This is a genomic window from Nocardia sp. NPDC049149, assembly GCF_043197455.1.
Taxonomy (GTDB): Bacteria; Actinomycetota; Actinomycetes; order Mycobacteriales; family Mycobacteriaceae; genus Nocardia.
In genome coordinates this window covers 918,061-942,805 of record NZ_JBICTD010000003.1, presented here as the reverse complement: position 1 = coordinate 942,805, position 24,745 = coordinate 918,061, and the positions used below count along the sequence as shown (strand labels likewise).

The following is a 24,745-nucleotide window of genomic DNA, read 5'->3' as shown; positions in this document are numbered from 1 at the left end:
CGTAGCACGAAAGGACGCGGATGACGCAACGCTATGTGCTCGCGATCGACCAGGGCACCACCTCGACCCGGTGCATCCTGTTCGATCAGCGCGCCCGCCTGGTCGGCGTCGCGCAGCGCGAACACCAGCAGCACTACCCGCGTCCCGGCTGGGTCGAGCAGGACGCGATGGAGATCTGGCGCAACGTCGACCGGATCGTGCCGCAGGCGCTGCGCGACTCCGGCATCACCGCGGATCAGGTTGCCGCCCTTGGCATCGCGAACCAGCGCGAGACCACGGTGGTGTGGGATCGCCACACCGGCCTGCCGATCCGGCGCGCCATCGTCTGGCAGGACACCCGCACCGAGGACCTGGTCAGCGAGTTCGAGGAAAGGCCTGGCGCGCACCGGATTCGGGAACTGTGCGGGCTGCCGCTCGCCACCTACTTCGCCGCGCCGCGGCTGCGCTGGCTGCTCGATACCATTGCGGGCCTGCGGGATCGGGCCGAACGCGGCGAGGTGCTGTTCGGCACCATGGAGACCTGGCTGATCTGGAACCTGACCGGCGGGGTCGACGGCGGCCTGCATCTCACCGACGTCACCAACGCCAGTCGCACGCTGCTGATGAACCTCACCACGCTCACCTGGGACGAGGAATTGCTGAACTTCTTCGGCATTCCTGCCGCGATGCTGCCGCGCATCCAGGCCTCGACCGCGTCCTACGGCACCACTCGCCGCGTGGTGCCAGGCATCCCGATCGCCGCCGCGCTCGGCGACCAGCATGCCGCACTGTTCGGCCAAACCTGTTTCGCCCGTGGGGAGACCAAATGCACCTACGGCACCGGTGGCTTCCTGATGATGAACACCGGCCAAGAGTTGGTGCAGTCCGAGCACGGGCTGCTCACCACCATCGGTTACCAGATCGGCCCGCAGCCGGTGTACGCGCTGGAGGGACCGATCGCGGTCACCGGCTCGCTGGTGCAGTGGGTGCGGGACAACATCGGCCTGGTCACCAGCGCGCCGGAGATCGAAACCCTCGCTCGCACAGTGGAAGACAACGGTGGTTGCTACATCGTGCCCGCGTTCTCCGGGCTGTACGCGCCGCACTGGCGCAGCGACGCCCGCGGACTCATCGCGGGCCTCACGTCCTACATCACCAAGGGACACATCGCCCGTGCGGTCCTGGAGGCGACCGCATGGCAGACCCGCGAGGTGGTGGACGCGATGAACGCGGACTCCGGTTTGCAGGCGCGTGCGCTGCGCGTCGACGGCGGGATGACCTCGGACAACCTGCTCATGCAGATCGTCGCCGACGTCCTCGACATTCCCGTGATGCGCCCGTTCGTCTCCGAAACCGTCTCGCTCGGTGCGGCATACGCGGCCGGGCTCGCCGTCGGCTACTGGCCGGATCTGGAAGGTCTGCGCAACAACTGGCGACTAGCCGGGCAGTGGCGGCCGCAGATGGATCCGGTGCACCGCGCCGACGAGTACGAAAACTGGCAGCACGCGGTGCAATTGACGTTCGGCTGGATGCGGTCCAAGCGACGGCGGGACGCGGCGCGGGCGCGTCCCGCCGGGTAGCGCGGGCTAGCCGGAAACTGGAGCCCGCAGCGACCCTACGATATTCGCCTTGACCTTGGCGGCGGTGCGGCGCAGCCGTCCGCCCTCCACCCCGGCCTCCTGCTCGAGCCGCATCCGGGCATTGTGCAGCGCGGTCCGCAACCCCGTTGTCACACCGGAGATCTCGGAGACCGCGAGCGCAGCCTGGAACTTCTTCTCGGAGGCGGTTTCCGGCGCGTCGTCGGAGGTGGCGATCAGGAACCGGTCTGGCAGCGCGAGCTTGTGGATGGTGCGCATGGTGAGCAGGTACTGGCGCAGCAGCGATGCGCTGGTGTAGGGCAGGTCGTACTTGTCGCACAGTGCCCGAACCCGTTGCGCGATCTCGGCGTAGCGGTTGCTCGGCAGATCGGGGAACAGGTGGTGTTCGATCTGGTAACACAGGTTTCCACTGGCAAAGGCCAGGGTCGGTCCGGCATCGAAGTTCGCGGTGCCGAGCATCTGGCGTAGATACCACTCGGACTTGGTCTCGTTCTCCAGCGCGGCCTCCGTGAATTTCTCGGCGCCGTCGGGGAAGTGGCCGCAGAAGATGACCACGTACGCCCAGGCGTTGCGCATGACGTTGGCGGCGAGGTTTGCCGTCAGCGCACGGCGCCAACGCTTTCCGCTCAACGCGGGGAACAGCACGTAGTCCTTGATCGCCTGCCGGGACGCCTTGCGCAGGAAAGCCATTGTCACGGCCTTCTTCTCGGCCTTCGACTCGAACCGGTCCCGGTCCGCGTACAGGCCGTGCAGGCCGATGCCCACCTCGAACGTGGTGGCCAGCAGCAGGTTCTGCAGCGGCTGCAGCAGATGCTCGGCCCGCCACTGCTGGTCCCTGGTCACCCGCATCACGCCGAAGCCGATGTCGTCGTCCATGTCGATGACGTTGGTGTAGAGGTGGTGGCGGAAGTTGTGCGAGTACTTCCACTGGGTGGACAGCCCGACCATGTCCCACTCCCAGGTGCTGGAGTGGATCTCCGGATCGTTCATCCAGTCCCACTGCCCGTGCGAGACGTTGTGCCCGATCTCCATGTTCTCGATGCTCTTCGCCGCGGCCAGCGAGACCGCGCCGAGCAGCCAGCCCGTCCGGTTCCGGTTGACCGCGACGAGCAGTCGGGCGGCGGCTTCGAGGGCGCGCTGGAAGCGGATGGTGCGCCGGATATAGGCCGCGTCGCGGCCGCCGAGGGACTCACTGACGTCACGATGGATGGTGTCGAGCTCGGCGCCGAGTGCCTCGATGTCTTCCTTGCTCAGGTGTGCGTACACGGCGATATCGGTGATGGCCATTGGTCCTCTTCGAATGGATCGGCTGCGCGGGCGCGGGTACGCCCGGTCTGGCCGCCGACGCGCGTCGTGATCGGCGTTGCTCGGGTGATGTGACCCGGGCTCGATGGTCGGTCGAGAGAAAAGGCCGACGATGATTCGTACCTCGAAGCTACCACCGTGCCGGACACCGGTGCGGCAACGGCAGGCGGACGGCAGATCAACGGGACATGTCCGCGCCGGATCGGGGACATTGCCGCCCGCCGAGCACGGGCGCCACACCGAACACGGCGGCGTTGCGGCGGGATCATGCGCGTCTCGGCGGACCGAGGGGGTTGAATAGAGGGGATTGGCTATTCGCGGCCGATCGGAGGAGGCTCGACGGATGAGTCAGGAAAGCGGGCAAGGGTCCGGGCTATTCAGCCACGACACCGTACCCATCCCGGTGTACACCCCTGCCGAAAGCAGTGACATACACCATCAGCCGGTATTCAGTAGGGCCGAAGAGGTTCCCGGCTCTGTTCCCAGGGAGGCCATGCCGCCCGCTGGTTGACATCGAACGCGCCACGAGCCCCCGCATCCGCCTACGAGATGCGGGGGCTCGTGGCGTGAGTGTGGCGGTGCGCCGCGGGGTTTCAGCCCTTCAGGGTGCGGATCATCTTCACCAAGCCTTGTGCAGCCGCTCGGGTCGTTTGATCATCTCGCGCCGTTTCCTTCTCGGTCCCTTTGAAGAGGAGTTCCCCCTCCCATCCGTCGATACTGGCTGTGAGGTAGGCGTCGAGCAGTGTGGTGGCGGACTCGCCCCCCTTCGGCATCGGCTCCGTGGCCACCTTGACGGTCACGCCGTCGACGGTGATGGTCCTGGTCGGGTAGCTCTCGCTGGCCGGTGCGGGGGTGGACAACGGAGGGTTGCCACTGACGATGATGCGAAACAGCGATACGTATCCGAGGTGAGACGGTGATGCGGACGGGTCTTCCGTCTCGTAGAAGCAGCCATTTCCGGTGTCGATTTTATCGGTCAGCGCCTTACCGCCGGCGCCGGGACTGATCTTCAGATTCTCGGTACCAGCTCGGGTGGCGTAGAAATGTCTTGTGGCGTCGCACAACTCCTGGATGGTGTGGTTGCTCGTCGGTATCGCATGCTGTTCGGGATGTGGACGCGACAACAGGCCGCAGCCGCATAGCAGTACCGACAGTGCCGAGATCGCCAGTAGCTTATGCAAGTTCATGTCGCTTGCCATTCGGAGTTGGGCGAGTTGATGTTGAAGTCGTCGGAAGTACTTCGTGGCCAACGGTTGTTGAGGAACCCCTTCTGGTTCGTCTTCGATTCGTCGATTTTGGTAATGCTCTCGCGCTGCGTGATGAGCGCCTTTACGAGCTTGTCGGTGTACTCGACGGCGTTACTGATCACTTTTCCGAGGACATCGATCGCGTCGGAGACGCCGACCGGAGCGGCGATGAAGGTAGCGATCTTGGCAAGCGCCTTCCCGAGCTTGATGAGCAGATCCGCGATGTCCGTGACGATCTTCGAGTAAAAGTCCCAAGCGGTATCCGATATCTTGGCGAGGGCGTCCGCCATCTTGTCGCAGGTCGATTTCGCGGAATCCATTGTGGTGTCTTGGAGTGTCCGTGCCGCCGTGTACTTGAGTGCAGCCGCCCCGGCCCAGTAGCCGGTGATGCTCCCGTTGACCACCTCATTGTTCTGTGCCTCGCCGATCTTGCCCTTCAACGTCGTCCACGCCTCGCTCGTTCGCAGGAAGGCGATGGGCGCTTTCAGGCTGTCGACCGCGCTCTGCAGTTTGTCCAACAGCTCCTGGATCTTCTTCTTGATCGCTTCCTTGTGCTCTTGCATGTACCCGGTGAAGTCGTCTTCGGTGATCGAGCCGTAGACAGCGCCTGCCACCGCACCGACCAAGCCGAAGACGGATGCTCCCTCGACCTCGGCCGCGGCGATCGCCGCCCTGCGGAACGCCTCATCGACCTTGGCAGGCTGGTCCCGGATCTCCGCGATCTGGTCGGAGAACGTGTCGAGCACGCTGTTGATATCGTCCAGAGATTTCGTCAGGCCCATTGCTAATCCTCCTCCAGCTTGATCAGGACATTGGCGAAGTTCTGGTCCTGTTCCTGAAAGACTTTCGCAACATGGTCGAGAACCTTGGCGATGGAGTCGGTTTCGTCTCGGCCCTCGACGAGCCTGTCGTACATATACCGCGCGGCGGCCAGCTGGGCATCCCAGGTTTCCCGGAACAGTCCCCACACAACATCCTGGTGACTGAAGTGAATGCTCTGTGCCTGCTGCGCGGCCACGGTGAGCGCATCCGATGCGTGATCCCAGGCACGGGAAGCTTTGACCAACTGGTTGAGATCCGTTGAGAAATTGACCATTACGAGTTCCTCGTCAGGTAGCGCTGGTATTCGGATAGTTCGTGTTCGAGCTCGTCGTCGGTACGATCGGCCCACGACCCGTCTTCGTGGAATCGCGGCCGTTGCTTCCGGATCTGATTCGCACAGTCGAGGATGTCGTGCGCGATGTCGGCGGGGTTGGCAGTGGCAGCCCACCGCGGATCGATCTCGATGCTGCCGATGCGAGAGATGCTCGCGGCCACCATGATCGAGGACGTCCCGAAGTCGGTTATCGGCCCTCGGCCGACGAATTCGTCACTCTGTCGCAGCGATCGTTCGACCCTCTCGAATTCGGCGAGCGATCCCGTATCGAGCAGCGTGATCAGTTCTGTTCGGCGAGAAGGCGATACGGTCAATTCGGTCCATCTGCCCGAGGCGATGGCCTGCGCGTCGTGCTGCCACAGCGCCACGTAGTAGCCGGTCATCGCGGCCGCCGACAGATCGGATGGATTCAAGCGGTCGTGGATATTTCGACTCACCTCGACCTGAGTCGGGAGACGGCCTTCGTCGAGGGTCATGGTGAAAAGCCCGACGCCGATCAAGCCAGTAGTCACTGCGTTCCCTTCTGTACGACAGCTGTGCGTGTCGATCCATCGAAGGGCGGCTATCGAATCAAGCGACCATGGCGGCAGTCCAGCACACCCCCCTTGGTCACTGGCCCCCGCGCCGCCAACCGTGGTGTATCGGCACTGACCAGGGCGGATCGCCCTGAACGATGTGCTGGTCAGACCCTACTGGCCAGCTCGCGGACGCGGCAAGCGCAACGGCTACGGGACCGTCTTCGGCTTTCGTGCTCGGCTCCCGAAGGGCTGCGGTTGAATAAGTGAACAGTCGTTCATGGGTCGCTGGGAAGGACACGAAGGACATGGGAACTCTCGATGGCAAGGTCGCCATTGTCTCCGGATCGGGGCGTGGCATCGGGCGTGAGATCGCGCTGAAACTGGCGGGTGAGGGTGCGCGGGTTGTGGTGAACGACCTCGACGACGATCCGGCGAAGGAAACCCTCGCCGCGATCGAAGCCGCTGGGGGACAGGCGGTCTCGTGCGTCGGCAGCGTCACCGAGGACGGGTTCGCCGAGCGTTTCGTGCAGACCGCCGTCGACGAGTTCGGCGGGCTGGACATCATCGTCAACAATGCGGGCTACACCTGGGATTCGGTGATCCAGAAGATGACCGACGAGCAATGGGACGCCATCCTCGACGTCCATCTCAAGGCCCCGTTCCGGATCCTGCGTGCCGCACAACCGATCATCTCCGCGGCGGTGAAGCGGGCCAAGGAAGCCGGCGAGCCCGTGCCGTGCCGCAAGGTCGTCAACATCTCCTCGATGGCAGGCACCGGAGGCAATGCGGGACAGGCGAATTACTCGTCAGGCAAGGCGGGCGTGCTCGGCCTCACCAAGGCGCTGTCGAAGGAATGGGGGCGCTACAACGTCACCGTCAACGCGGTCGCGTTCGGGTTGATCAAGACGCGGCTCACCGAGGCGCCCGCAGGCACCGGCGGCACAATCGACGTGCAGGGCAAGGAAATCAAGGTCGGCGTGAACCCGAACCTGCTCGCCGCGATGGAGCAGATGGTGCCGCTCGGCCGAGGCGGCACCCCCGCCGAGGCGGCGGGCGCGGTGTATCTGTTCTGCATCCCCGAATCCGACTACGTGAGCGGCCAGACGCTGGTCTGCGGCGGTGGATTCAACATCTAGGACGGTGCGCAGCTCACCCGGCTTCGCCGGTCCCGCGTTCGCCTGCGCCCGATCGCATGACCTGCTGCCACCAGGACGCGAGTGGGCTCGGTTCGGGCCAGACGACCGTGGGGCCGACGCGGCCTGTCGCGTCCAAGGACACCTGCTTGGGACGGGTGGAGCTGTCTGAAGGAACCACGACGGACGATCTCCTCGGAATCGGTGACGGTACGCGGGGCAGCCCGCACACGGCGGGTGCCCACTGCGGCTTTACCGAAACTTTAAGAGACGAATGAATATTCGTGGGGTCAGTCGCGTCGAATCGTGATCAGGATGCCCACGGACCGATACCGCCGACCTTCTCGATCCGGATGCGGGTGAGCAGGCCGGGCGGCGCGTCGGCGGGCGGGAAGTCGACGCTGGGACTGGCCAGGGTCTTGGCCAGCTCCGTGAGCAATTCGGGGGCGCCGCCCTCGACGATGCGCGCGGTTCCGGTGACCGACAGGTACGGGCGCATGAACTCGCCGGGTTCCTGCGCGAGGATCGTCACCGCGACCCTGCCGTCTCGCCGGACATTGCGTACTTTCTTGTATTCGCCGAGGTGGGCGGTGACGAGTTCGTCGCCGTCCGGCGTCGACTGCAGCGCCACCCACACCACGCTGACCTGGGGGCTGCCGTCCGGGTTGAGCGTGACCAGCGTGGCGTCGGCACCGGCGCCGATGAGGGCGCGGGCTTCGTCGTCGAGTTTCATGCTGTTGTCTACCCCGCGGCCGTCGCTTTCATTCCCGGCCGCCGCGCTTCGAGCACGTCGGACGGTTGTACTACCGTCGCTGGCATGCGGCTTCACGTGGGCTGTGCGATGTGGACGCACGCGGCATGGCAGGAATGGCAACCGGCGTCGGGGGATCGGCTGGCCGCCTACGCCGCGCGATGCAACGCGGTGGAGGGCAACACGACCTTCTACGCCATCCCCGCGGTGCGCACGGTCGAGTCGTGGGCCGCACAGCTCACTCCGGAGTTCCGTTTCCTGCCCAAACTGCACAAGTCGATCACCCACGAGCGCAGGCTGAACGGCGCCGACGAGGAGCTGCGCACGTTCCTGTCGGCGATCGAGCCGCTCGGCCCGAGCGCGCATGCCCTCTGGATCCAATTGCCGAGCTCGTTCGGCCCCAACGATCTCGGCGCGCTGGCCGGTTTCCTGCGCGAGCTGCCGCGCTCGTACCGCTGCGCCGTCGAGGTCCGCCACCCGGCGTTCTTCGAGAACGAGCAGGCGACCCGCTACCTGGAACGCGTGCTCGCGCGAGTGCACGCGGAATGGCTGACCTTCGACACCACAGTGCTTTTCGACGGCCTGCCTACTCCGGGAGAACAGGAGGCGTGGTCGAAGAAGCCACGCGTCCCCCTACGCACCCGTGCCCTCACCGAGTACCCGATCGTCCGCTACCACGGCCGCGAGTCGACCGACCGCACCGTCGAGGGCTGGCAACGCTGGGTCGGCATCGTCGCCGACTGGTTGCGTGAGGGGCGCTCGCCCACCGTCTTCCTGCATACCCCGAACAACGCCGACGCCGTCACGCTGGCGCGCCGCTTCCACGCCGAGGTGGCCGCCAGGGTGCCCGAGCTGGAACCGCTCCCGGAACCGGCCCCGACCGGACCGATGACATTGTTCTGAGAACACCTTCGCCCGGCGGCGGCGCGCGCTGCGGGTTGTGCCCGATGACAACCCCCGGCAATCGTGTTGGTGGCTGCGCCAAGCGAATCGGGGCGTTCCCCTGAGACGATGAGGGAGCGTTCTTCCGTGTTCGGTTGAGGCAACTCCTGAGGAGCATCTCGTGCCCTGGCTCGTTGTTCATCGCTTCGCTGACCAGATCCCTGCTTTCGAACGTGCGGCCGGGCCGCGGGCGGTTGGTTTGCCCGCTCGACTCGCTGGGGGTGAGGGACCTCGGGGAGTACGCGCGTCGCGTCGGGGGCGGGCGTACCGGTGATGCTGTCCACGGTCATTCGGACGATCGATGTCGACGGCGTGCCGATCGGATACACCGACAGCGGCGACCCGACCGGTCGCTCAGGCAGCCCGGTCATCGTGTTCGGGCACAGCCTGCTGTTCGGCGGCTGGATGTTCCGGGCCCAGATCGACGTGCTGCGCAGGCACTATCGGTGCATCGCCATCGACTGGCGTGGGCAGGGTGGCACCCAGCCCACGCCGGACGGCTATGACATGGACACGCTGACCGCTGACGCCGTCGGGGTGATCCGCGGATTGACGCTCGCACCGGTGCACTGGGTCGGCGTCGGTATGGGCGGTTTCGTTGGTCAGCGCGTCGCCGCCAGACACGGCGAGCTGTTGCGGTCGCTGACCCTGCTCGACACCAGCGCGGGACCCGAGGATCCGGCCAAGATCGGCAGGTACACCCGGCTCGCCTGGGCCGTAAGGCTTTTCGGCGTCGACGCGGTCCGCGGCAAACTTGCGCGGCTACTGTTCGGGCCCGCCTTCCTGCGCGATCCCGCCGCCGCGGATCTCCTCGACGAATGGGCCCAGCGGCTCGATCGCATCGACAGCGTCGGCACCCGCAAGGCGATCCTCGGGGTGGTCGGCCGCGCGCCCGCTGATCGGGAGATCACCGGCGTCTCGGTGCCGACCCTGGTCGCGGTCGGCGTCGACGACACGGTGACCCCGATCCAGGACGCGCAGCGGCTCGCGGCGCTGATCCCCAAGGCGCGGTTGGAGATCATCGAACGGGCCGGGCACAGCTGCGTGCTCGAGCAGCCGACCGTGGTCACGACACTGCTGCAGTCGTTCCTCGCCGATGTCGACGGCTGAGCATGGCTGATTCAGGTGCCTGCGCGATCCGGGGCGAGGATCTTGTCGCCGTAGATCTGGGCGCAGCGCAACGCCAATTCGAGATAGGTGGCCCGTTCCTCGATGGAATGACCGAGCAGTTCCTCGGATTGGTTGATGCGGTAGCGCACCGTGTTGGGGTGCACGGTCAGCAGCTGGGCGGTGGCGGGCACGTTACGGCCGCTCGCCAGGTAGGCGAGCACGGTCTCGCGCAACCGCGCGGTGGTCTCGTCGGCGCTCGTCAACGCGCCCAATTCCCTTGCCGCCATGACCCTTATCGCCTCGACGCTGCCGTCACCGGTGGTGAGACAGACCAATTCGACGTCGGTGTAGCGGATAACCGCTGGGGCATAGTCGGTTTCGATCGCCACCCGCTGGGCGGCGAGTGCTTCGCGATGGCTCTGCCTGAACCCGGTGGCGCCCGGCGCCGACGAGCCGACGGCGGCATGCAGCCCAGGCTGCCCGCCGAGCGGCAACCCGGTGAGATCGGGGACGCCCGCGGTGGCGACCCACACCCACATGCCGCGCACACCGGACGACAGCATCAACGGCCGCGCGGCATCGAGGTGCGCGGCGATGTCGGTGCCGAGCTTCTCCAACGTGCGCACCGGTTCCGGCACGGACGCGGACTCGTCGGCCCACAGCACGATCGCGGTCTGCTGCCTGCGCAGCGAGTGCCCGAGCTGCGCCTCGGCCTGGTCGATGTCGACGGTGTCGCCGCGCAGAATCGAGCCCGCCAGCCCGAATCGGCGTGCGAGCGCGCCACGTTGCCACTGCTCGCGCTCGTCGGTGTAGACCGCGACCGAGGCCTCGACGCAGGTGTCGGTCCACTCGAGCACCCGATCCCAGAACAGCAGCAGCACCGCGCTGCGGAGCTGGTCGTCCTCGATCGCCTTGTTCAGGAGGTCGGTGATGAACTGCCAGAGCATGGCCTGCCCGACCCGGTAGGTCCGCATCACCACGTCGATCCCGAACCCGCGCCGCGCCACCGTGCGCGACAGCGCGAGCACTTCGGCGGGCGGATGGACCTCGAACACCTCTCTGCTCACCATCGCGAGGAAGCTGCGCCAATGTGCGCGGGTCGCGGCGTGCAGTTGTTCGCCGAGTTCGGCGTCGCCTGGCAGGTGCGCGTTGACCTCGTTGATCTTCCCGTCGACGAGGTCGACCAACAGTTGGGTCTGCTCGTCGTTGCGAGCCTGCGCCCCGAATTGGACGAGCCAATCCAGGGCCTCCTGATCCAGGGCGGTCATAGGCCACATTCTGCTGCTCTGGGTGCCGCTGTGCGGCACATTCGAGGGGATCGGTGCCGCGATATTTCCGTCTGAAAATTGCGCGACGCACACTGTGCGAATACGGTTTTGCACACTCGCGCTGGGTAGTCTGTGCAGGTCCCCGAAGGGTGGGACGGTCTTGTGGCAATTCCGATCAGCACCGACCCCACACGCGGAGGGCCATAATGGACGGATCGTCGATCAGTACACGAACGCCCAATAAAAAGACCTACGGGTCGGTTTGTGTTGTGCACCCATGGGCATAACCCGCTCATGAAACCGGACGAAGCTGCGCGGCGCCTGCTGGAGGTCATTTTGACGCGGTATGGGTCCGTGGATGAATTCATCGGATTGCTTCGCGTCGACCCGCTCGTCGATACCACGGAACTGCCACCATTATCGGGATACTTCTGGTCTATTCCGTCGTGAAGTCGAGGCATGTTTATCGGCGCTCGATGGCACGCGGTCGGCGCGTGTCGAATTCATGAATCAGGTCGGTCCAGTCGTTGGCCAGCGCGGCCAGCCGGGACCACGCCGCGTGCACCTGCTGCTCGGCGACATCGTCGGCGGTCATCAGCAGGTGATCGGCGAGAATCTGGGCTGCGGCCATGCGGTCGACGGCGCGGCCGAGCGAGGCCGTGCCGCGGTCCTGGGCGCGCCGCGGGGCCAGCTGCTTGGCCACCCACCCGTCGATGACCGTGACGACTTCCCCTCGGCGGTAGTCGATTTCGGCGGCCCGCTCGGGCTGGGCGCGGCGGGTGTGATGCAACTGCGCCAAGGCGCGCGCCAGTTGCGTGATGAGGTGATCACCGGGGCGGTCACCGGTCTGCATGCGCAGCGCCGCGGACAGTTCGTGCCAGTCGGGCAGCATCGGCCGCACGCCGCCCGACCCGATCGGCAGGGTCCGCGGTCTGGGCCCGTCGGCAGTCTGCACGGTCACGTGTCGCGGTCGACGCGGTGCGGCGGATGCGCTCGGCAAACAACCACGGCTCGAGTATCGGCGACAGGCGGCGGGGACGTGGTTCGCGCGCACTGCCGCGCGGCCCCCAGCTCTCGGTTGTCCGGTTGCGTTGGCACGGCAGCCTTCCCTGACGACGGTCGAGGTGCACCCGACCCCCGGCGACCAGCCGTAATCCTCTGGCTCGGCTGGCCGTTCTGCGCGTACCCGAGATAAGGGAGCAGAGCGCCCGGGTGCCGGATGCACCTATCAGCATGGTCGGTGCCGGCAGGCTCCGGAAGACGGATTCAGGTCAATTCGTCCGGTGTTTGGCCTCTTTGGTTATGCTCCGGCAATCCGAGCAGCTCGGCGTCGGCGCCGGATTCACCCGGGGAGCAGCTCCGGGTAGACCGTGCAGTGCCGGATCGTGCCCGACAGGCCCGGCAGTTCGCGGGGCTCGGTCCAGGTGTGGAAGCCGTCGCTGCTGTCGCTGAAGTAGTACTTGCCCGCTTCGAGGGTGTCGGGGTTGTAGGCATCGAAGTAGATGCGCCAGCTCCCGTCGGGCAGGGCGATCACGCACTGCCCCTCCCTCGGCCCACCCCAGTTCGCCCAATTGCCTTGTTCGATAAAGGCATACGGGCCCATGGGGTTGCCTGCGACGGCGAGCTCGATGAACTTGGTCTCCTCGTTCTTGGTGAACGCGAAATAGCGGTTGTCGCGGGAGATGATGGTGGTGTCGATGTAGCCGAAGGCGGCGCCGTCACGGGCGGCCAGCCCGGCAACCGGGGTGAGGGGACTCCACGTCCACAATCCCGGCGTCGTTGCCGTCATCATGTGCGGGGTGAAGCGGCCTTCGACGGCCAGCGAGACGATCACGTTCACCCGGCCCCCGGCGTCGACGAACCATTCCGGGGCCCAGGTGTTGGTCACGCCGGGGATGAGAACGGGGATGTCGTACATGTGATTCCAGTTCACCCGATCGGTGCTCCTGGCGAAGCCGATGGTGTGGCCCTCCCACGCGGTGGTGCAGGTGAGGTAGTAGACGCCGTCGGAATTCCGGAAGATGCTGGGGTCGCGCAACAATGATCCGTTGGGCGGCCGGTAGGCGGGCCCACTCAGCAGCTTGAAGTCGAGCGCGTCGGCGGATTCGTAGATGTACAAATCGGTTTCGTTGGCGTTGGTGAACGCGCTCATCGTGTAGCGCATCGCGGGCGCCGCGGCGGCATGGTTGTGAGCCAGCATGCTCAACGGTATCCCCGCCGCGAGCGCCAGCGCCGACCTGCGACTTATAGCTGTCACGCATCGGATTATCCAGCGGTGATAGCGGCTCGCTAGCCGACACGCCGTACCCCTGCGGGCGGTGCCCACGGGTGGCCTGGGCTGGGCTGGGACGGTCGTCTCGGTCGGGTCGGCAGGTACGAAGCAGTCTGCGGCGGGCTCGTGCTGAACGGGTTGCGCACCGCTGCCATCGAATGCTGTGTCGGAGAACAAGTTACGGATACGGCATTGGAGTCCAGCCCAAGACGGCCGGTCATCGCGCATGCGACTCTCTAGTCGGGCGAACGGATCCGCTCGCCCCCGGCGGTGCCAGCACCAACGGTCAGTGCCCCTTGCACACACCTGTGCGGTCCCGCGTTTGCCGAAAGCCGAATATCTGGAGCAGCAACCATGCATGAGCCCGTCGATCGGCCGAACCGGGACCGGCCAGGCGCTGTACCGACCGCCCGCGAACTGCTGGACGCGATGCATGACGTTGTCCCCGAACGGCATCCGGCCGCGCCGGTGCTGCGGGCCGCCTGCCTGCTCGCGGCCGTCGACGAGTGGATCCACCGCCATCGGGCCGCGGTCGGGCCCCGCCGCGCGGAAACGAGACAGGCGAACAGTCAGGGGATCGAGCGCGCGGCCCGCACCTTGCGGCGCTACCTCATCGAAGGGATCACCGAGGCGATCCCCGACGTCGACGGCGTCGGCGCGGCGGTCGCCGCGCTGGCGGGCGCCTGGGTGGACTGGCGCACTGTGCCGAGCGGTGCCGACCCGGCCCGCGAGGTCGATACCCGCCAGGCCCTCCTCGCCGCCGGTGCCGCCTACGACACGCTCACCGGCCATACCGTTGCCGAGAAATAGGGACGATATCGAGCCGGTCGGATGCGTACGCAACAGTGCGTTTCGCGGGTGTCGCCACGGTCGAGTGGTCATTCCATCCGGAATCGCCACGAAATAGCGGGCTGGTGGTTAATATTGGTGCGTCCCGCGCATTTCGGGACAGTTCCGCAGAGTGAGTCGTGGTCGCCCCTGCGGCTCGCTATCGCTGTACACAGTCCGGTGAGGTCCGGGTGATCCCCGGGCCTCATCGTCACGGCATGGTGTGGCGATTTATCGAGGCCGCGTCGCCGAAAATGACATCGAGTGTGTTCGCCTCGAATTCTCCCACCCACCACCGAGTCTCCCGATCTGCGGCATCGGCGTTTCTGAATATGCCGTAGTGCCGACATGCTTCGGTGCGCGGTCGGTCGACAGGTGTTGATGCGAAACCACAAGGGTTATCGATGTTTCGCAAAAACGTGACTACCGCAGTGGCCGGGTGGTTATAGCCGACTCCAGTCGGCGGGACATCCCGGTCGGGTGTCCAACGCTGGCAGTGCCTGGCATGCGTCGATAGTGTCTTCGTTGCCGAAGTACGTGCGGATGGAACGGATTTCGGTCGTTTTCGGCGGATTCGTGCTAGCTGCGACGATGCGATCGCGCCGGCCCGCCGGCCGGGAGTCGCGCTGGGGCGCAGGTGTTTTGTCCTCCCCGGCGCCGGTGCGCTAGCCTACTTCGCGATCCGGCTCGTGCTCGTGACATACACCTGTCCAGGGAGCAATCATTATGTTGAGTGGCCTCTTCGATGTGGTTGGCGTCGTTACTGCGTTGTTGGAGAACCTGATCGGGCTTCTAACCTTTGGCATTGTCGGCTAGTGCGTCGCGTATCCCCTCGCGGTGTCCGGTTCGAATTCGGGCACTCGAGGGGTTCGCATTTTTGAGCGTGGGCTTTTCGGATTCCGGATACGTAGGACAATTGAGGAGATTCGCTATGACATATTTATCGAAGAGGTTCGCGACCAACGCACTCGCCGGCATCGGCGGTGTCCCGTGGTAGGCAAGGTCATTCATTTCCTACCCGGCAGGTCGGCGACCGCGGTGCTCGAACCAGAGCCTGTCGTCGGCGCACGGGAACTGCTGGTGCAAGCCAGCGCTCGCGCGAGCAGTGCGGCCTATCGCGCCAGCGCGGCCTGCGCTCGAGCTGTCAACCGGGACAAGGCCATTGAGCATGCCGCCCGAGCGCACGGCTCCGCCCGCGCCGCGGCGGCCGCACCCAACGCCCGCGACGCCGCGTGGAACGCCTACGTCGCCGCCAACCACGCCACCAAGGCGACCTACTACGCGGTCACCACCGCCGACGTCGCCGTCGCGATGCAGACTGCCGCCACCAGCGCGCTCGTCGCCGCGAAAGCCGCCGCGTTCGCCCCCGAGGACATCGGGGTCGCCGACGCCGCCGCAGACGCCGAGGAGGAAGCCACCTGCGCGAGCAACGCGGCATACGGCGCACCCGAGCTCCAGGTCATCGACCGCATCGGACGTGGCTGACGGCAGTGTCGCCGTCGGTGCTGCTTCGGACTCGCCACAGGAACCGTCGATGCGAGAAATTCAGCTATCGGCCGGTTATGTTCGGCGATCATGCGCACATGCACTCGCCGGGCCGCGGTGGCGTTCGCGGCCACGATGGCTGCGCTGCTGGTGCCCGGGGTGGCCGTCGCCGTTCCGCCGGGGCCAGCGGCGGGTGATGTCGCGTTCGGGCGCGACTTCCTGTGGGGGGTGGCTGCCTCCGGCTTCCAGTCGGAAGGCTATGCGCCCGATAGCAATTGGCGACGGTATGCAGAGACGCATGCGCTCGGCGCCGAGGACTACGGCAACTCGGTCGACTTCTTTCACCAGTACGCCTCCGACATCGAGCTGGCCAGGCAGCTCGGCGTCAAGGTGTTCCGGATCGGCATCGAGTGGGCCCGGCTGCAACCGAACAACCGGCTCGAATGGGACGCCAAGGGTTTCGAATTCTACGAGAAGGTGATCGGCACGATCGTGGCGGCGGGCATGACCCCGATGCTCACCCTCGATCACTGGGTGTACCCGGGATGGGCGTGCAAGCGCACCGATGTCGTGGGTGTGCCGTGTCCCGACGGCTGGAACCATCCGGACATGGTGAACGACTGGATGGCCAACATGGAGAAGGTCGTCACGCGCTTCGCCTACCGAAAACCGTTGTGGGTCACCATCAATGAACCCGTCGCCTACATCATGCACGAGGTCAGGCACAACGGCACCGATCAGGCGTTGATGGAGGACCGGATTGCCGAGGCGCACAACAGGATCTACGACTTCATCCACCGGGTGCAGCCCGACGCGAAAGTCACCAGCAACATGGGTTACGTCGCGGGTGAGGACGACAAGGCCAACGGCGGCGTGATCGAGAAGATCCGCGACAAGCTCGATTACATCGGCCTCGACTACTACTTCGGCTACGAACCGCCGAAGACGCAGCCGATCGCCACCGTGCGTTCCATCGCCGCGGTCGGTGACCCCGGCATGTGGAACCTGCCGCTGCGCACCGAGGGCATTTATTATGCGCTGCACCGCTATTGGAACCTCTTCGGGAAGAACAAGGACAAGCCGATCTACATCGTCGAGAACGGCATGCCGACCGCGGACGGTGACGACGGCGCGCAGAGCAAAGACTGCGCAAGCCACGAGGGTCGCTACACCCGCAGCTGCCATCTGCTCGACACGCTGTACTGGATCAAGCGTGCCAAGGCCGACGGTATCCGGATCGTCGGCTACAACTACTGGAGCATCACCGACAACTACGAATGGGGCAGCTACAGCCCGCGATTCGGCCTCTACACCGTCGATGTGCTGAAGGATCCGACGCTGACTCGCCGTCCTACTGACGCCGTCGCCACCTATCAGGCCGTGATCGGCGCGAGTGACCTCCCCGCGGGCTATCGTCCCCGCCCGCCCGCGCCATGTGAGCTCGTCGACCCACCCGCGAGCTGCGATAGACCGGTGTCCTAGCGCGATTATCAGACCGATTGGTGTTCTGCGTTTCCGTCGCCGGGCACTCTTGACAATCCACCGTACGACCGTTCGCGAAGGGTGTCGGGTGCGTCCCGGCACTCGACCGTGAGGAGACAGCGATGCCAATTCTCGTTCCCGGATATCACTTCGGCGTGGTCGTGGCCGATTTGGGCAAGGCGATGGACGAACTGACCGAACTCTTGGGCCTGGAATGGTTGGAACCGGTCCGCTGCGGGCGTCAGGTTTCGCCCTTCGGCGCCCCCGCGATCGGTCCGATGATGACCTTCTCCAAGCAGGGCCCGCCGTATTTCGAACTGCTGGAACAGGTTCCGAACTCGATCTGGTCGGAGACCGGCCTGCACCACGTCGGCTTCTTCGCCGACGACACCAGGACGGAATCGCTGCGCATGGCCGAGGCGGGGTTCCCGCTGCAAGCCACGGCGACGGTGCACGAGAGCGCCACCGAACCCGGCGTCTGCTACCACCGGACCACCGATGGCCTGCTGGTCGAAATCGTCGAGCAGTGGGTCGGCGCTCCCGCGCTCACCTACTATCTGACCGGCGCGGGCACGCCTCAGGATGCCTGACTGCCCGCGAGCAGCACCGCGACCAGCGCCACCGCGCCGGGCAGCGCCTGGACCGCCAGGATGCGGCGGCTCGCGGTGGCGGCGCCATAGCAACCCGCGACGACGACGCAGGCAGTGAAGAAAATCATCGCCGCCCACCCGACCGGGTCCGACGCGATCAACCCCCAGATCAGCCCTGCCGCAAGGAAACCGTTGTACAGGCCCTGATTCGCGGCGAGAACCTTTGTCTGCTCGGCGAATTCGGCGGTGCTGCCGAAGGCGGCCCGCACCCGCGGCGTCGTCCAGAGGAACATCTCCATGATCAGGATGTAGACGTGCAGCGCCGCCACCAACCCGACCAGAATCTCGGCTACCACCCGCACGATCGACTCGCTTCCTGGCGCGCTTGCCGGGCGTGGCCCGGATTGTTGCCTCGAGGATGACAGAGGACCGGTCACGTGGGGCGCAGACGCGCAGGCGGGCAACAAAAACGGGATGCCCGTGTGGGCATCCCGTGTTTGAAGGCGGACTTAACAGCTCATTCCACGACCTGAACGATGTCGCCGGGCTCGAGCCAGTTGAAGGTCTCCTCGGCGGCATCGGGGTTCATCCGAATGCAGCCGTGCGACATCGAGTCCAGCGGTCCGATGTGGGTGGCGATGTCACCGTCGAAGAAGACGGCGAACTCCATCGGAGCGTTGTGCATCGTGCTCCAGAAGTGCCTGCGCTTGAAGTCGACGTCGAAGACTCCGACATGGCTTTCGTACCCTGGCCTGCCGATCTCGATCGGCTGCGGGCCGTAGGTGGTCTTGCCGTTGTCCATCAGCCACACCTGCTTGGTCGACAGCCGCATGCACGCCCGCGCCTTGGCGGCGGTGCACGGTGCCAGGACCGGGGCAGGCGGCGGCGGCTTGACGAGCGCGGGGGTGCCGAAGTCAGGACCGACCGGCACCTCCGGACCGCCCGGCCACAGCGGGCCGCCAGGCCATAGCGGCTCGGCCTGAGCGGTGACCGTCATCGTGAGTCCGGCTGCCGCGGCAGCGACCAGCACCACGAATCTCGCCGACCATTTTCTCAAACGGTTGCTGTTGTTCAAATTACCGACCTCTCTTCGCCTTGCCGCCACACTGCGTATCGAAATGCCAGGGGGATAGGAGTACCTCATCGCATAACGCCGTAGAAATTCGAGGTGGTGCGATCATCGCGGACGCCGCGCGTATGGTCAATCGCGGCGCGCGAAACTTAACTAGCCGAACAATCCGCCGAGGGCGCCGCCGCTCTGTCCGGCCTGCTGGCCGCCGCCGGTGCCGCCGAGCAATCCGCCGGGCGGCAGCTCCGATGGCTGCACGATGACAAAGCCGCGACCCGAGAACGACAGCGTCAGGCCCTCGCCGGTGCTGCGGCCGATCAGCCTGCCGAGGCCGAACGAATCGTTGCGCTTGATCCCGGTCTGCAAGCTCGACGACCAGGCCACTGCCGCTTGCGGATCCGCGTAGGTCGGCTGATCGACATTGAGCACCACCGGCGAGCCGTGCGTGGTGATGGCGATCCGGCCGCGTCCGGTGAAGACGCAGTTGAACAGGCCCGCGTTGCTCGCGACGCCTGCGGCGCCCTGGACCCGCTGGATGTTGTAGGACAACGAGGTGTCGAAGGCGAGCACGTTGGAGCCGTTGATGGTGAGGCCGTCGGTGCCGTCCAGATCGATGAGGTGCACGTCGGCGGCGCTGTCGGCGAGGAACAGATCGCCGCGGCCGGACACGTTCATCAACGGAACGCCCTCGCCGGTGAGCCGCTGCTGGATCGCCCGGCCGATGCCGCCCGAGCCGAGCGCCTTGAACTGCATGTCGCCCTGGTAGGCGACCATCGATCCGGCGCGCGCCATGACCTCGCCGTTGACGGCGACCTTGACCATCTTGCCGCCCTGTTTCTGGATGCCGACCCCGTTCACTTCGGCGTGGCTCGGGTCGAAGAGTTCGCTCTGCATCGGCAGTGCTCCTTGCTGAGGTGATGGTGCCGCGGCGGGCGGTGAATAGGCGGGTGCCGATGGGTATGCGGGGGGCTGTTGGTGCGGCGGCGGCGGTGCAGGCGAATAGGACGGTGGTGGGGGTGAATATCCTTGTGCTGCAGGCTGATACGCGGGGGGTGGGGCGGCAGGCGGGTACCCGGGCGCCGCGGCGGCGGGCGGGGATGCGGGTGGTGCGGCGGCGGGTGGCGGCGCAGGCTCGTCGTCGATGTCGACGCCGAACGCCGTCGCGATACCGGCCAGGCCGTTGTCGTACCCCTGGCCGACCGCGCGCACCTTCCATGCGCCGCCGCGCCGGTAGATCTCCACGCAGACGACCGCCGTCTCGGTGGTCAGACCCGACATCGGGAAAGTCAGTGCCCCCGAATCCGATCCGATGGTGGCCTGCAGCGAGCCTGCCCCCGCGAAGGTGGCCGGCCCGCTGCCGTCGAGGCTTGCGGTGACGACCACCTTGTCGACGTCCGCGGGTAGCGCGCTGGTCTGCACGTCCACCATGTCGCCGCGGCCGCTGCCGTGCCGATAGGTGACCCCCGGCCCGACCGGCTGGTTGAAGAAGACGAAGTCGGCGTCGGAGCGAACTTTCCCGTCCGGGCCGAGGAGCAGCGCCGAAACGTCCACTCCCACGGTGCAGGCGACGGTGACCGTCATCCGATCGGCGGGGGCGGGTCGGTTCTCGCCGCGGGCAAGCGTGGTCATCGCGGACCACCCCTGCCGTCGGCGATCAGGCCGAATGACATGCGATTCACGGGATCAAGTGTGTCCCGAAGCCCGGCCGCGCGCCACTGTCTGGGGTGCGCGCCGCGCCGATTGTGCGGCGACCGTTGCCGGTGACTATCCGGTGCGGCGGGCCAGCGCGACCGCCACACCGGCCACGAACGTGGCTGCGACGAGGGCGAGCAGGATCGTGGCGACCACGGTCGAGTCGCCGACCAGCGTGCTGAAATTGTCGATGACCAGGGCTGTCACCAGAAACAATCCGGCGGTGCCGAGCGCGGGCGCGAACACCGTGTGCCACCGGCGGCGATCGACGCCGGTGCGGCGGAAGAAGGCCATGATCGCGATGCTCGTGAGCAGCATCAGCACCAGGATGGCGACGGTGGCGAGCCCTGCCATCCAGGTGAACAGGTGCAGGACCGGGTCGGCGCCCGCGCAGGCGAACACGGCGACGACGAGCAGCGCGGACCCGGTCTGCGCCAGCGACGCCTTGTGCGGGGAGCCGTGGCGGTGGTGAATGTGCCCGAACGCGTGGTGGCCGATGCCGTCGCGGGCCAGCGCGTAGCCGTAGCGCGACACCACGTTGTGCATCGCGAGCACGGCGGCGAACAGGCTGGTCACCAACAGGATCGACATGGCGTCGGCGGCGGCCTCGCCGAGAAACATGCGCGCCGCGGCGAAGGTCAAGCCCTCGGGATCCTCGCCTGCCGCCGCGGCGACGCCGTCGCTGCCGAACGCGAGCACGACCGCCCAGCTGACCACCGCGTACAACACGCCGATGGTGCCGACCGCAATGTAGGTGGCGCGCGGGATGGTGCGCCGTGGGTCCCTGGTTTCCTCGCCGTAGATCGCGGTGGCCTCGAACCCGATGAACGAGGCGATCGCGAACATCAGTGCCACGCCGGGCGAGCCGTCGAAGAACGCGGACGGTGTGAAGGAGACGGTGTCGACGCCGTGTGCGCCGCCTCGGACGAGCACCACGGCGGCGAGGGCGACGACGATGCCGATTTCGGCGATCAGCAGTACGCCGAGCACCTTGGTGCCGAGCTCGATGTTGCGGTAACCGAGTGCGGCAACGATGCCGATCAGCGCGAAAGCGTAGAGGTACCAAGGCAGTTCGGGGCCACCGTAGTGGACGACGAGATTCTCGACGGTCGACGCCGCGAGTCCGTAGATGCCAGCCTGAATGGCGGTGTAGGTCAGCAGCGCTAATCCTGCTGCGCCCAAACCGATCTCGGTGCCGAGACCATGGCGAACGTAAGCGTAGAAGGCGCCCGCGTCGTCGACATGGCTGCTCATCGCGGCGTAGCCGACGCTGAAGACGAGCAGCACCGCGGCGGCGACCAGGTAGGCGGTCGGTGCGCCTGCTCCATTGCCGAGACCGATCATGAGCGGCAATGCGCCGCTGAGAGCGGTCAACGGCGCGGCCGCCGCGATGACGAGGAACACGATGCCCGACACCCCGATCGAGCCACGTAATCGGGCAGTGGCAGTGGATGTTTCAGTCATCGGAGGCTCCGTGGCAGCAACTGGTCGACGGGTCGGCGTGGCCTGCGCCCGCGCGCGGCACGTCGAGGGTGGGATTGCGGTCGAAGAAGCCGACCGGTTTGAGCACGAAGCCGGTGTAGTCGACCGGCATGATCGGCCAGTCCTCCGGTCGCGGAAAGTGCGTGAGGCCGAAGGTGTGCCACACGACCACGTCTTCGTTGTCGATGGCCCGATCCGTGGCCGCGTACTCGGGCAGCCCAGCGCCGCCGGGATGCTGATTGACGAAATCGCCTGCGGCATACCGCTGCTGTGGGTCGTAGCGGGTGACCCAGAGGTGCTTGGTGGCGAACGCGGCCCGCTTGGCTATCGAGGAGTCGTCGTCGGCGAGCAGTGTTTCCTTGCCCTCCGGGTACAGCGCATACGAGACGGGGGCGTCGAGTCGGTTGCGCACCTGCGGATTACTGATGTGCCAAGCGCGTCCCGTCCGGTTGTCCGCCGATCGCTGGGCCTGCGATTCCCGGGTCAACGTGGTGCGCCGCAGCGTGAAGGCGTTGCCGTGCAGGTTGTCTGGGCCGATAGGCAGCCGAGCGCTCTCCACCTCTTCCACGCGGTTGCGGTGCCCGTCGATCATCATGTCCAGACGCGCGCTGAACAGATGCTGGTGATACGGCGCGCCGAGACCCGGTGCGATCTGCGAGGAATACGGGTGGTCGGCGCCGGGATAGGCGGCGGTGAAGACGACGCCGGTGGCCTTGACCTCGAAGCCGATGGTGCCGTCGAGGTACAGGTACCAGAAGAAGCCGTAGTCGTAGTTGCCGATGGTGGTGAAGAAGGAGATCACCAGCCTGCGTTGGCGGCGGACCTCGCGCGACCCGGTCCACAGATCGGTGTGCTTCCACAGCACCCCGAAGTCCTCTTCGTGCATACAGATCGCGTTGCGCAGGGTGCGTGGCCTGCCCGCTTCGTCGGCGATGACCGTGTCGAAATAGGTGATATCGCCGAGGCAGTCGCAGCCGAGCTCCAGTGCGTTCGCGTAGCGGCCGACCAGGTATTCGCCGGTGTCGAAGTAGTTTTGCCACGATCGCACGGGCGACGGGTCGCCGTAGGGCACCACCATTTCCGCGATCGAGGCGCGATGCAGGATCGGCCGCACCCGGTCGCCATCGCGAAAACCGATCTGGTGCAGGACAAGACCCTCTCTGGCGTCGAAACCGATTCGCACCGACCACTTTTCCCATTCGACGCGGTTGCCGTGCACGGTGAAGCTCGGGCCGTCGGGCTGGGTGATCTCGATCGGCCGCTGGGTGGTGCGCGGCGGGCCGGTGACGGCAGGGTCGTCGAAGTTCCCGGATTCCTGCGGCACGGCGACCGGACCGGTGTCGAGCACCCGGAGGACCTCGCGGCTCAGCACATCGACGAATGCGACAAGTCCGTCGATCGGGTGGGCCCACGGATGATCCTTCGCATGCTGTTGGTGAAAGGCCAAGCCGCGCAGAATGCGTCGGCCGGTCTCGTCCGGGTAGTCGAAGACGCCCGCGGAGAGCGGCGCCACCCGCACCTCGGCGACGTCGAGCCCGCGTGCCGCCAGCGCGGTCAGCCAGTCCGGGTGGTCGACCAGCAGCGCCTCGACCAGTTCGAATTCCTCGTCGAGTACCGGCAATTGGCCGTCGACGGCGGGGTCGAGGGTGCGAGAAGTGCGCACCGTCCGGCTGCCGAGCGACACCACCAGATCGATGGCGATCGGGCGTTCGGTGTCGTGCAGCAGCACGCGGAACTGGCGATCCAGCGGCGCGTCGTCCGGCCGATCGTATACCGCGTATTTGTCCGGCTCTTCGAGTCCGACGTAGACGAAACGTGTTGTCGCAGCGATCAATCCCGCCGCGTCGACGATGGCGCGGACCGCGGCGATCTCGTCCTCGGTAGCCAAGGAGAGCGGATGATCGGGATCTTGTGGTGTGCGTGTGGGCATGCGGCCCTCCGGTGCGTGCGCCCTGTGGTGTTCAGGCGGGGTGGGGGAGTGCGTCCAGAAAGGACTCGAGCATGTCGAGCTGCCGCCGGGCGGTGGTGATGTCCGGCGTGAGCACGCCGAGGATCTGTGCGCCCATCATCATGTTCAATAATTGCTCGACTACCGTGCCGACGTTGATGGCACCGATATCGCCGGCTTGTCTTGCCTGACCGAAGAATTCGGTCAGGAGTGCGCGCCATTCCCGCATGGCGCGGGCATTGATGTCGTACATCTGCGCGTCGTACATCGCGCGCTGCCACAGCGAGGTCGCGATGCGCGCCTCCAACAGGGTTTCGTCGGTGACGGGCAACACTTCTCGGCAGAAGACGCGGATCGCCGCAAGGCCGCTCGCCCGGCCGAGGCGCGCGGCGATCCGGATATTGGTGGCTTCGAAGACATGCTGGAACGCCAGTCGCAGTATGTCGTCCTTGCCGGAAAAGTAGTGCGACAGTGAGCCGTTCGCGAATCCCGCCTCGGCGGCGATATCGCGCATGGTGACCCGGTCGATCCCGCGCGCGGCGATGAGCCGCCAGACCGCAGCGGTGATGGCCCGCCGTCGCATTTCGTGATCGACCAGCTTGGGCATCGGTTCCACCTCGGACTGCGGCAACGGTCGGTGACCGGTGCATCACTCGCGACCATCCGCGCTCCCTTGTTCCTACGGTTGTCCGAAATAAATCTGGCAGCCGCAGATTTCTGTCGAAAGAGCGTTGAGTTACGGCGGGGCAAATCATTCCTCTCAACCGCCTGCTGTGAGATTTCGCTGATGAGGAGTGATATGCGTCAAATGTCGCGACCGATGCGAGGATTGACCGGAATTGCGGCAATCGGATCGCTATATGACCGGTCTTGATCGATAGCCATCGAGT

23 protein-coding genes are annotated in these 24,745 nt (G+C 66.1%); 8 read left to right on the top strand and 15 right to left on the bottom strand.

All coding sequences use genetic code 11. The features are described from left to right. Positions 1-20 precede the first annotated feature (20 nt). Positions 21-1,559, top strand: coding sequence for a glycerol kinase GlpK (gene glpK, locus ACGFNJ_RS15040; RefSeq protein ID WP_393447485.1), 1,539 nt, complete (start codon positions 21-23; stop codon positions 1,557-1,559). Between the two features lie 6 nt (positions 1,560-1,565). Here glpK and ACGFNJ_RS15035 read toward each other — a convergent pair whose 3' ends face one another. The 5 genes from ACGFNJ_RS15035 to ACGFNJ_RS15015 form a co-directional block, all read right to left on the bottom strand. Further along, positions 1,566-2,864, bottom strand: a complete 1,299-nt coding sequence (locus tag ACGFNJ_RS15035; protein WP_393447483.1) for a fatty acid desaturase family protein — start codon at positions 2,862-2,864, stop codon at positions 1,566-1,568. A gap of 611 nt (positions 2,865-3,475) precedes the next feature. Continuing rightward, on the bottom strand, positions 3,476-4,069 hold the full coding sequence (locus ACGFNJ_RS15030; protein ID WP_393447481.1) for a hypothetical protein: 594 nt from the start codon (positions 4,067-4,069) through the stop codon (positions 3,476-3,478). Further along, a complete protein-coding gene (locus ACGFNJ_RS15025) occupies positions 4,066-4,911 on the bottom strand; it encodes a hypothetical protein (RefSeq protein WP_393447479.1) in 846 nt (281 codons plus the stop codon). Before ACGFNJ_RS15025 ends, ACGFNJ_RS15030 begins: the two co-directional genes overlap by 4 nt. Positions 4,912-4,913: 2 nt before the next feature. After that, positions 4,914-5,225, bottom strand: coding sequence for a hypothetical protein (locus ACGFNJ_RS15020; RefSeq protein ID WP_393447477.1), 312 nt, complete (start codon positions 5,223-5,225; stop codon positions 4,914-4,916). Further along, a complete protein-coding gene (locus tag ACGFNJ_RS15015; RefSeq protein WP_393447475.1) occupies positions 5,225-5,797 on the bottom strand; it encodes a hypothetical protein in 573 nt (190 codons plus the stop codon). The genes ACGFNJ_RS15020 and ACGFNJ_RS15015 overlap by 1 nt, the downstream gene beginning before the upstream one ends. Positions 5,798-6,108: 311 nt before the next feature. Here ACGFNJ_RS15015 and ACGFNJ_RS15010 point away from each other — a divergent pair, with 311 nt between their 5' ends. Then, the gene (locus ACGFNJ_RS15010) at positions 6,109-6,939 is read left to right on the top strand and encodes an SDR family NAD(P)-dependent oxidoreductase (protein WP_393447473.1); all 831 of its coding nucleotides are present in this window, start codon (positions 6,109-6,111) and stop codon (positions 6,937-6,939) included. A 307-nt stretch (positions 6,940-7,246) separates the two neighbouring features. Here the strand turns inward: ACGFNJ_RS15010 and ACGFNJ_RS15005 are convergent, their stop codons facing one another. Next, entirely contained in the window at positions 7,247-7,669 is a 423-nt protein-coding gene (locus tag ACGFNJ_RS15005) for a PPOX class F420-dependent oxidoreductase (RefSeq protein ID WP_393447471.1), read from the bottom strand. An 84-nt stretch (positions 7,670-7,753) separates the two neighbouring features. Between ACGFNJ_RS15005 and ACGFNJ_RS15000 the strand changes: the two genes are divergently transcribed. Further along, positions 7,754-8,590 carry a DUF72 domain-containing protein gene (locus tag ACGFNJ_RS15000; RefSeq protein WP_393447469.1) on the top strand — a complete coding sequence of 279 codons (837 nt, stop codon included), beginning with the start codon at positions 7,754-7,756 and terminating at the stop codon, positions 8,588-8,590. Positions 8,591-8,902: 312 nt separating this feature from the next. Further along, a complete protein-coding gene (locus ACGFNJ_RS14995) occupies positions 8,903-9,739 on the top strand; it encodes an alpha/beta fold hydrolase (RefSeq protein WP_393447852.1) in 837 nt (278 codons plus the stop codon). Between the two features lie 11 nt (positions 9,740-9,750). On the opposite strand, the gene ACGFNJ_RS14990 is transcribed toward ACGFNJ_RS14995, so the two are convergent. The 3 genes from ACGFNJ_RS14990 to ACGFNJ_RS14980 all read right to left on the bottom strand — a co-directional run bounded on the left by ACGFNJ_RS14990 (position 9,751) and on the right by ACGFNJ_RS14980 (position 13,264). Next, positions 9,751-11,007, bottom strand: coding sequence for a PucR family transcriptional regulator (locus ACGFNJ_RS14990; protein ID WP_393447467.1), 1,257 nt, complete (start codon positions 11,005-11,007; stop codon positions 9,751-9,753). A gap of 463 nt (positions 11,008-11,470) precedes the next feature. Further along, positions 11,471-11,968 carry a DUF4254 domain-containing protein gene (locus tag ACGFNJ_RS14985; RefSeq protein WP_393447465.1) on the bottom strand — a complete coding sequence of 166 codons (498 nt, stop codon included), beginning with the start codon at positions 11,966-11,968 and terminating at the stop codon, positions 11,471-11,473. A gap of 381 nt (positions 11,969-12,349) precedes the next feature. Beyond that, complete coding sequence (locus ACGFNJ_RS14980; RefSeq protein WP_393447463.1) at positions 12,350-13,264, bottom strand: glycoside hydrolase; 915 nt, start codon at positions 13,262-13,264, stop codon at positions 12,350-12,352. A gap of 369 nt (positions 13,265-13,633) precedes the next feature. Between ACGFNJ_RS14980 and ACGFNJ_RS14975 the strand changes: the two genes are divergently transcribed. The 4 genes from ACGFNJ_RS14975 to ACGFNJ_RS14960 all read left to right on the top strand — a co-directional run bounded on the left by ACGFNJ_RS14975 (position 13,634) and on the right by ACGFNJ_RS14960 (position 17,664). Continuing rightward, a complete protein-coding gene (locus tag ACGFNJ_RS14975) occupies positions 13,634-14,089 on the top strand; it encodes a hypothetical protein (RefSeq protein WP_393447461.1) in 456 nt (151 codons plus the stop codon). A gap of 1,008 nt (positions 14,090-15,097) precedes the next feature. Continuing rightward, a complete protein-coding gene (locus tag ACGFNJ_RS14970) occupies positions 15,098-15,592 on the top strand; it encodes a hypothetical protein (protein WP_393447459.1) in 495 nt (164 codons plus the stop codon). A 90-nt stretch (positions 15,593-15,682) separates the two neighbouring features. Then, positions 15,683-17,074, top strand: a complete 1,392-nt coding sequence (locus ACGFNJ_RS14965; protein ID WP_393447458.1) for a family 1 glycosylhydrolase — start codon at positions 15,683-15,685, stop codon at positions 17,072-17,074. A 122-nt stretch (positions 17,075-17,196) separates the two neighbouring features. After that, a complete protein-coding gene (locus ACGFNJ_RS14960) occupies positions 17,197-17,664 on the top strand; it encodes a VOC family protein (protein WP_393447456.1) in 468 nt (155 codons plus the stop codon). On the opposite strand, the gene ACGFNJ_RS14955 is transcribed toward ACGFNJ_RS14960, so the two are convergent. From ACGFNJ_RS14955 to ACGFNJ_RS14930, 6 genes are all read right to left on the bottom strand, one after another. Further along, a complete protein-coding gene (locus ACGFNJ_RS14955; RefSeq protein ID WP_393447454.1) occupies positions 17,652-18,026 on the bottom strand; it encodes a DUF1304 domain-containing protein in 375 nt (124 codons plus the stop codon). The genes ACGFNJ_RS14960 and ACGFNJ_RS14955 overlap by 13 nt on opposite strands. Before the next feature lie 155 nt (positions 18,027-18,181). After that, positions 18,182-18,661 (bottom strand): L,D-transpeptidase, encoded by a 480-nt coding sequence (locus tag ACGFNJ_RS14950; protein WP_393447452.1) that lies wholly within the window; start codon positions 18,659-18,661, stop codon positions 18,182-18,184. A 228-nt stretch (positions 18,662-18,889) separates the two neighbouring features. Then, complete coding sequence (locus ACGFNJ_RS14945) at positions 18,890-20,362, bottom strand: AIM24 family protein (RefSeq protein WP_393447450.1); 1,473 nt, start codon at positions 20,360-20,362, stop codon at positions 18,890-18,892. A 135-nt stretch (positions 20,363-20,497) separates the two neighbouring features. Next, positions 20,498-21,889, bottom strand: coding sequence for an APC family permease (locus ACGFNJ_RS14940; protein ID WP_393447448.1), 1,392 nt, complete (start codon positions 21,887-21,889; stop codon positions 20,498-20,500). Further along, positions 21,882-23,837, bottom strand: coding sequence for a primary-amine oxidase (locus ACGFNJ_RS14935; protein WP_393447446.1), 1,956 nt, complete (start codon positions 23,835-23,837; stop codon positions 21,882-21,884). Before ACGFNJ_RS14935 ends, ACGFNJ_RS14940 begins: the two co-directional genes overlap by 8 nt. A gap of 31 nt (positions 23,838-23,868) precedes the next feature. Further along, positions 23,869-24,462 carry a TetR/AcrR family transcriptional regulator gene (locus ACGFNJ_RS14930; protein WP_393447445.1) on the bottom strand — a complete coding sequence of 198 codons (594 nt, stop codon included), beginning with the start codon at positions 24,460-24,462 and terminating at the stop codon, positions 23,869-23,871. Between the last annotated feature and the right edge of the window lie 283 nt (positions 24,463-24,745).

Bases quoted from the DNA above. Each gene is read 5' to 3' on its own strand.
- ACGFNJ_RS14930 (WP_393447445.1), bottom strand. From the start codon at position 24,462: ATGCCCAAGCTGGTCGATCACGAAATGCGACGGCGGGCCATCACCGCT.
- ACGFNJ_RS14950 (WP_393447452.1), bottom strand. From the start codon at position 18,661: ATGACGGTCACCGCTCAGGCCGAGCCGCTATGGCCTGGCGGCCCGCTG.
- glpK (WP_393447485.1), top strand. From the start codon at position 21: ATGACGCAACGCTATGTGCTCGCGATCGACCAGGGCACCACCTCGACC.
- ACGFNJ_RS15025 (WP_393447479.1), bottom strand. From the start codon at position 4,911: ATGGGCCTGACGAAATCTCTGGACGATATCAACAGCGTGCTCGACACG.
- ACGFNJ_RS15020 (WP_393447477.1), bottom strand. From the start codon at position 5,225: ATGGTCAATTTCTCAACGGATCTCAACCAGTTGGTCAAAGCTTCCCGT.
- ACGFNJ_RS14965 (WP_393447458.1), top strand. From the start codon at position 15,683: ATGCGCACATGCACTCGCCGGGCCGCGGTGGCGTTCGCGGCCACGATG.
- ACGFNJ_RS15030 (WP_393447481.1), bottom strand. From the start codon at position 4,069: ATGAACTTGCATAAGCTACTGGCGATCTCGGCACTGTCGGTACTGCTA.
- ACGFNJ_RS14940 (WP_393447448.1), bottom strand. From the start codon at position 21,889: ATGACTGAAACATCCACTGCCACTGCCCGATTACGTGGCTCGATCGGG.
- ACGFNJ_RS14995 (WP_393447852.1), top strand. From the start codon at position 8,903: ATGCTGTCCACGGTCATTCGGACGATCGATGTCGACGGCGTGCCGATC.
- ACGFNJ_RS15035 (WP_393447483.1), bottom strand. From the start codon at position 2,864: ATGGCCATCACCGATATCGCCGTGTACGCACACCTGAGCAAGGAAGAC.
- ACGFNJ_RS14935 (WP_393447446.1), bottom strand. From the start codon at position 23,837: ATGCCCACACGCACACCACAAGATCCCGATCATCCGCTCTCCTTGGCT.
- ACGFNJ_RS14960 (WP_393447456.1), top strand. From the start codon at position 17,197: ATGCCAATTCTCGTTCCCGGATATCACTTCGGCGTGGTCGTGGCCGAT.
- ACGFNJ_RS14945 (WP_393447450.1), bottom strand. From the start codon at position 20,362: ATGACCACGCTTGCCCGCGGCGAGAACCGACCCGCCCCCGCCGATCGG.
- ACGFNJ_RS15000 (WP_393447469.1), top strand. From the start codon at position 7,754: ATGCGGCTTCACGTGGGCTGTGCGATGTGGACGCACGCGGCATGGCAG.
- ACGFNJ_RS15010 (WP_393447473.1), top strand. From the start codon at position 6,109: ATGGGAACTCTCGATGGCAAGGTCGCCATTGTCTCCGGATCGGGGCGT.
- ACGFNJ_RS14975 (WP_393447461.1), top strand. From the start codon at position 13,634: ATGCATGAGCCCGTCGATCGGCCGAACCGGGACCGGCCAGGCGCTGTA.
- ACGFNJ_RS15005 (WP_393447471.1), bottom strand. From the start codon at position 7,669: ATGAAACTCGACGACGAAGCCCGCGCCCTCATCGGCGCCGGTGCCGAC.
- ACGFNJ_RS14990 (WP_393447467.1), bottom strand. From the start codon at position 11,007: ATGACCGCCCTGGATCAGGAGGCCCTGGATTGGCTCGTCCAATTCGGG.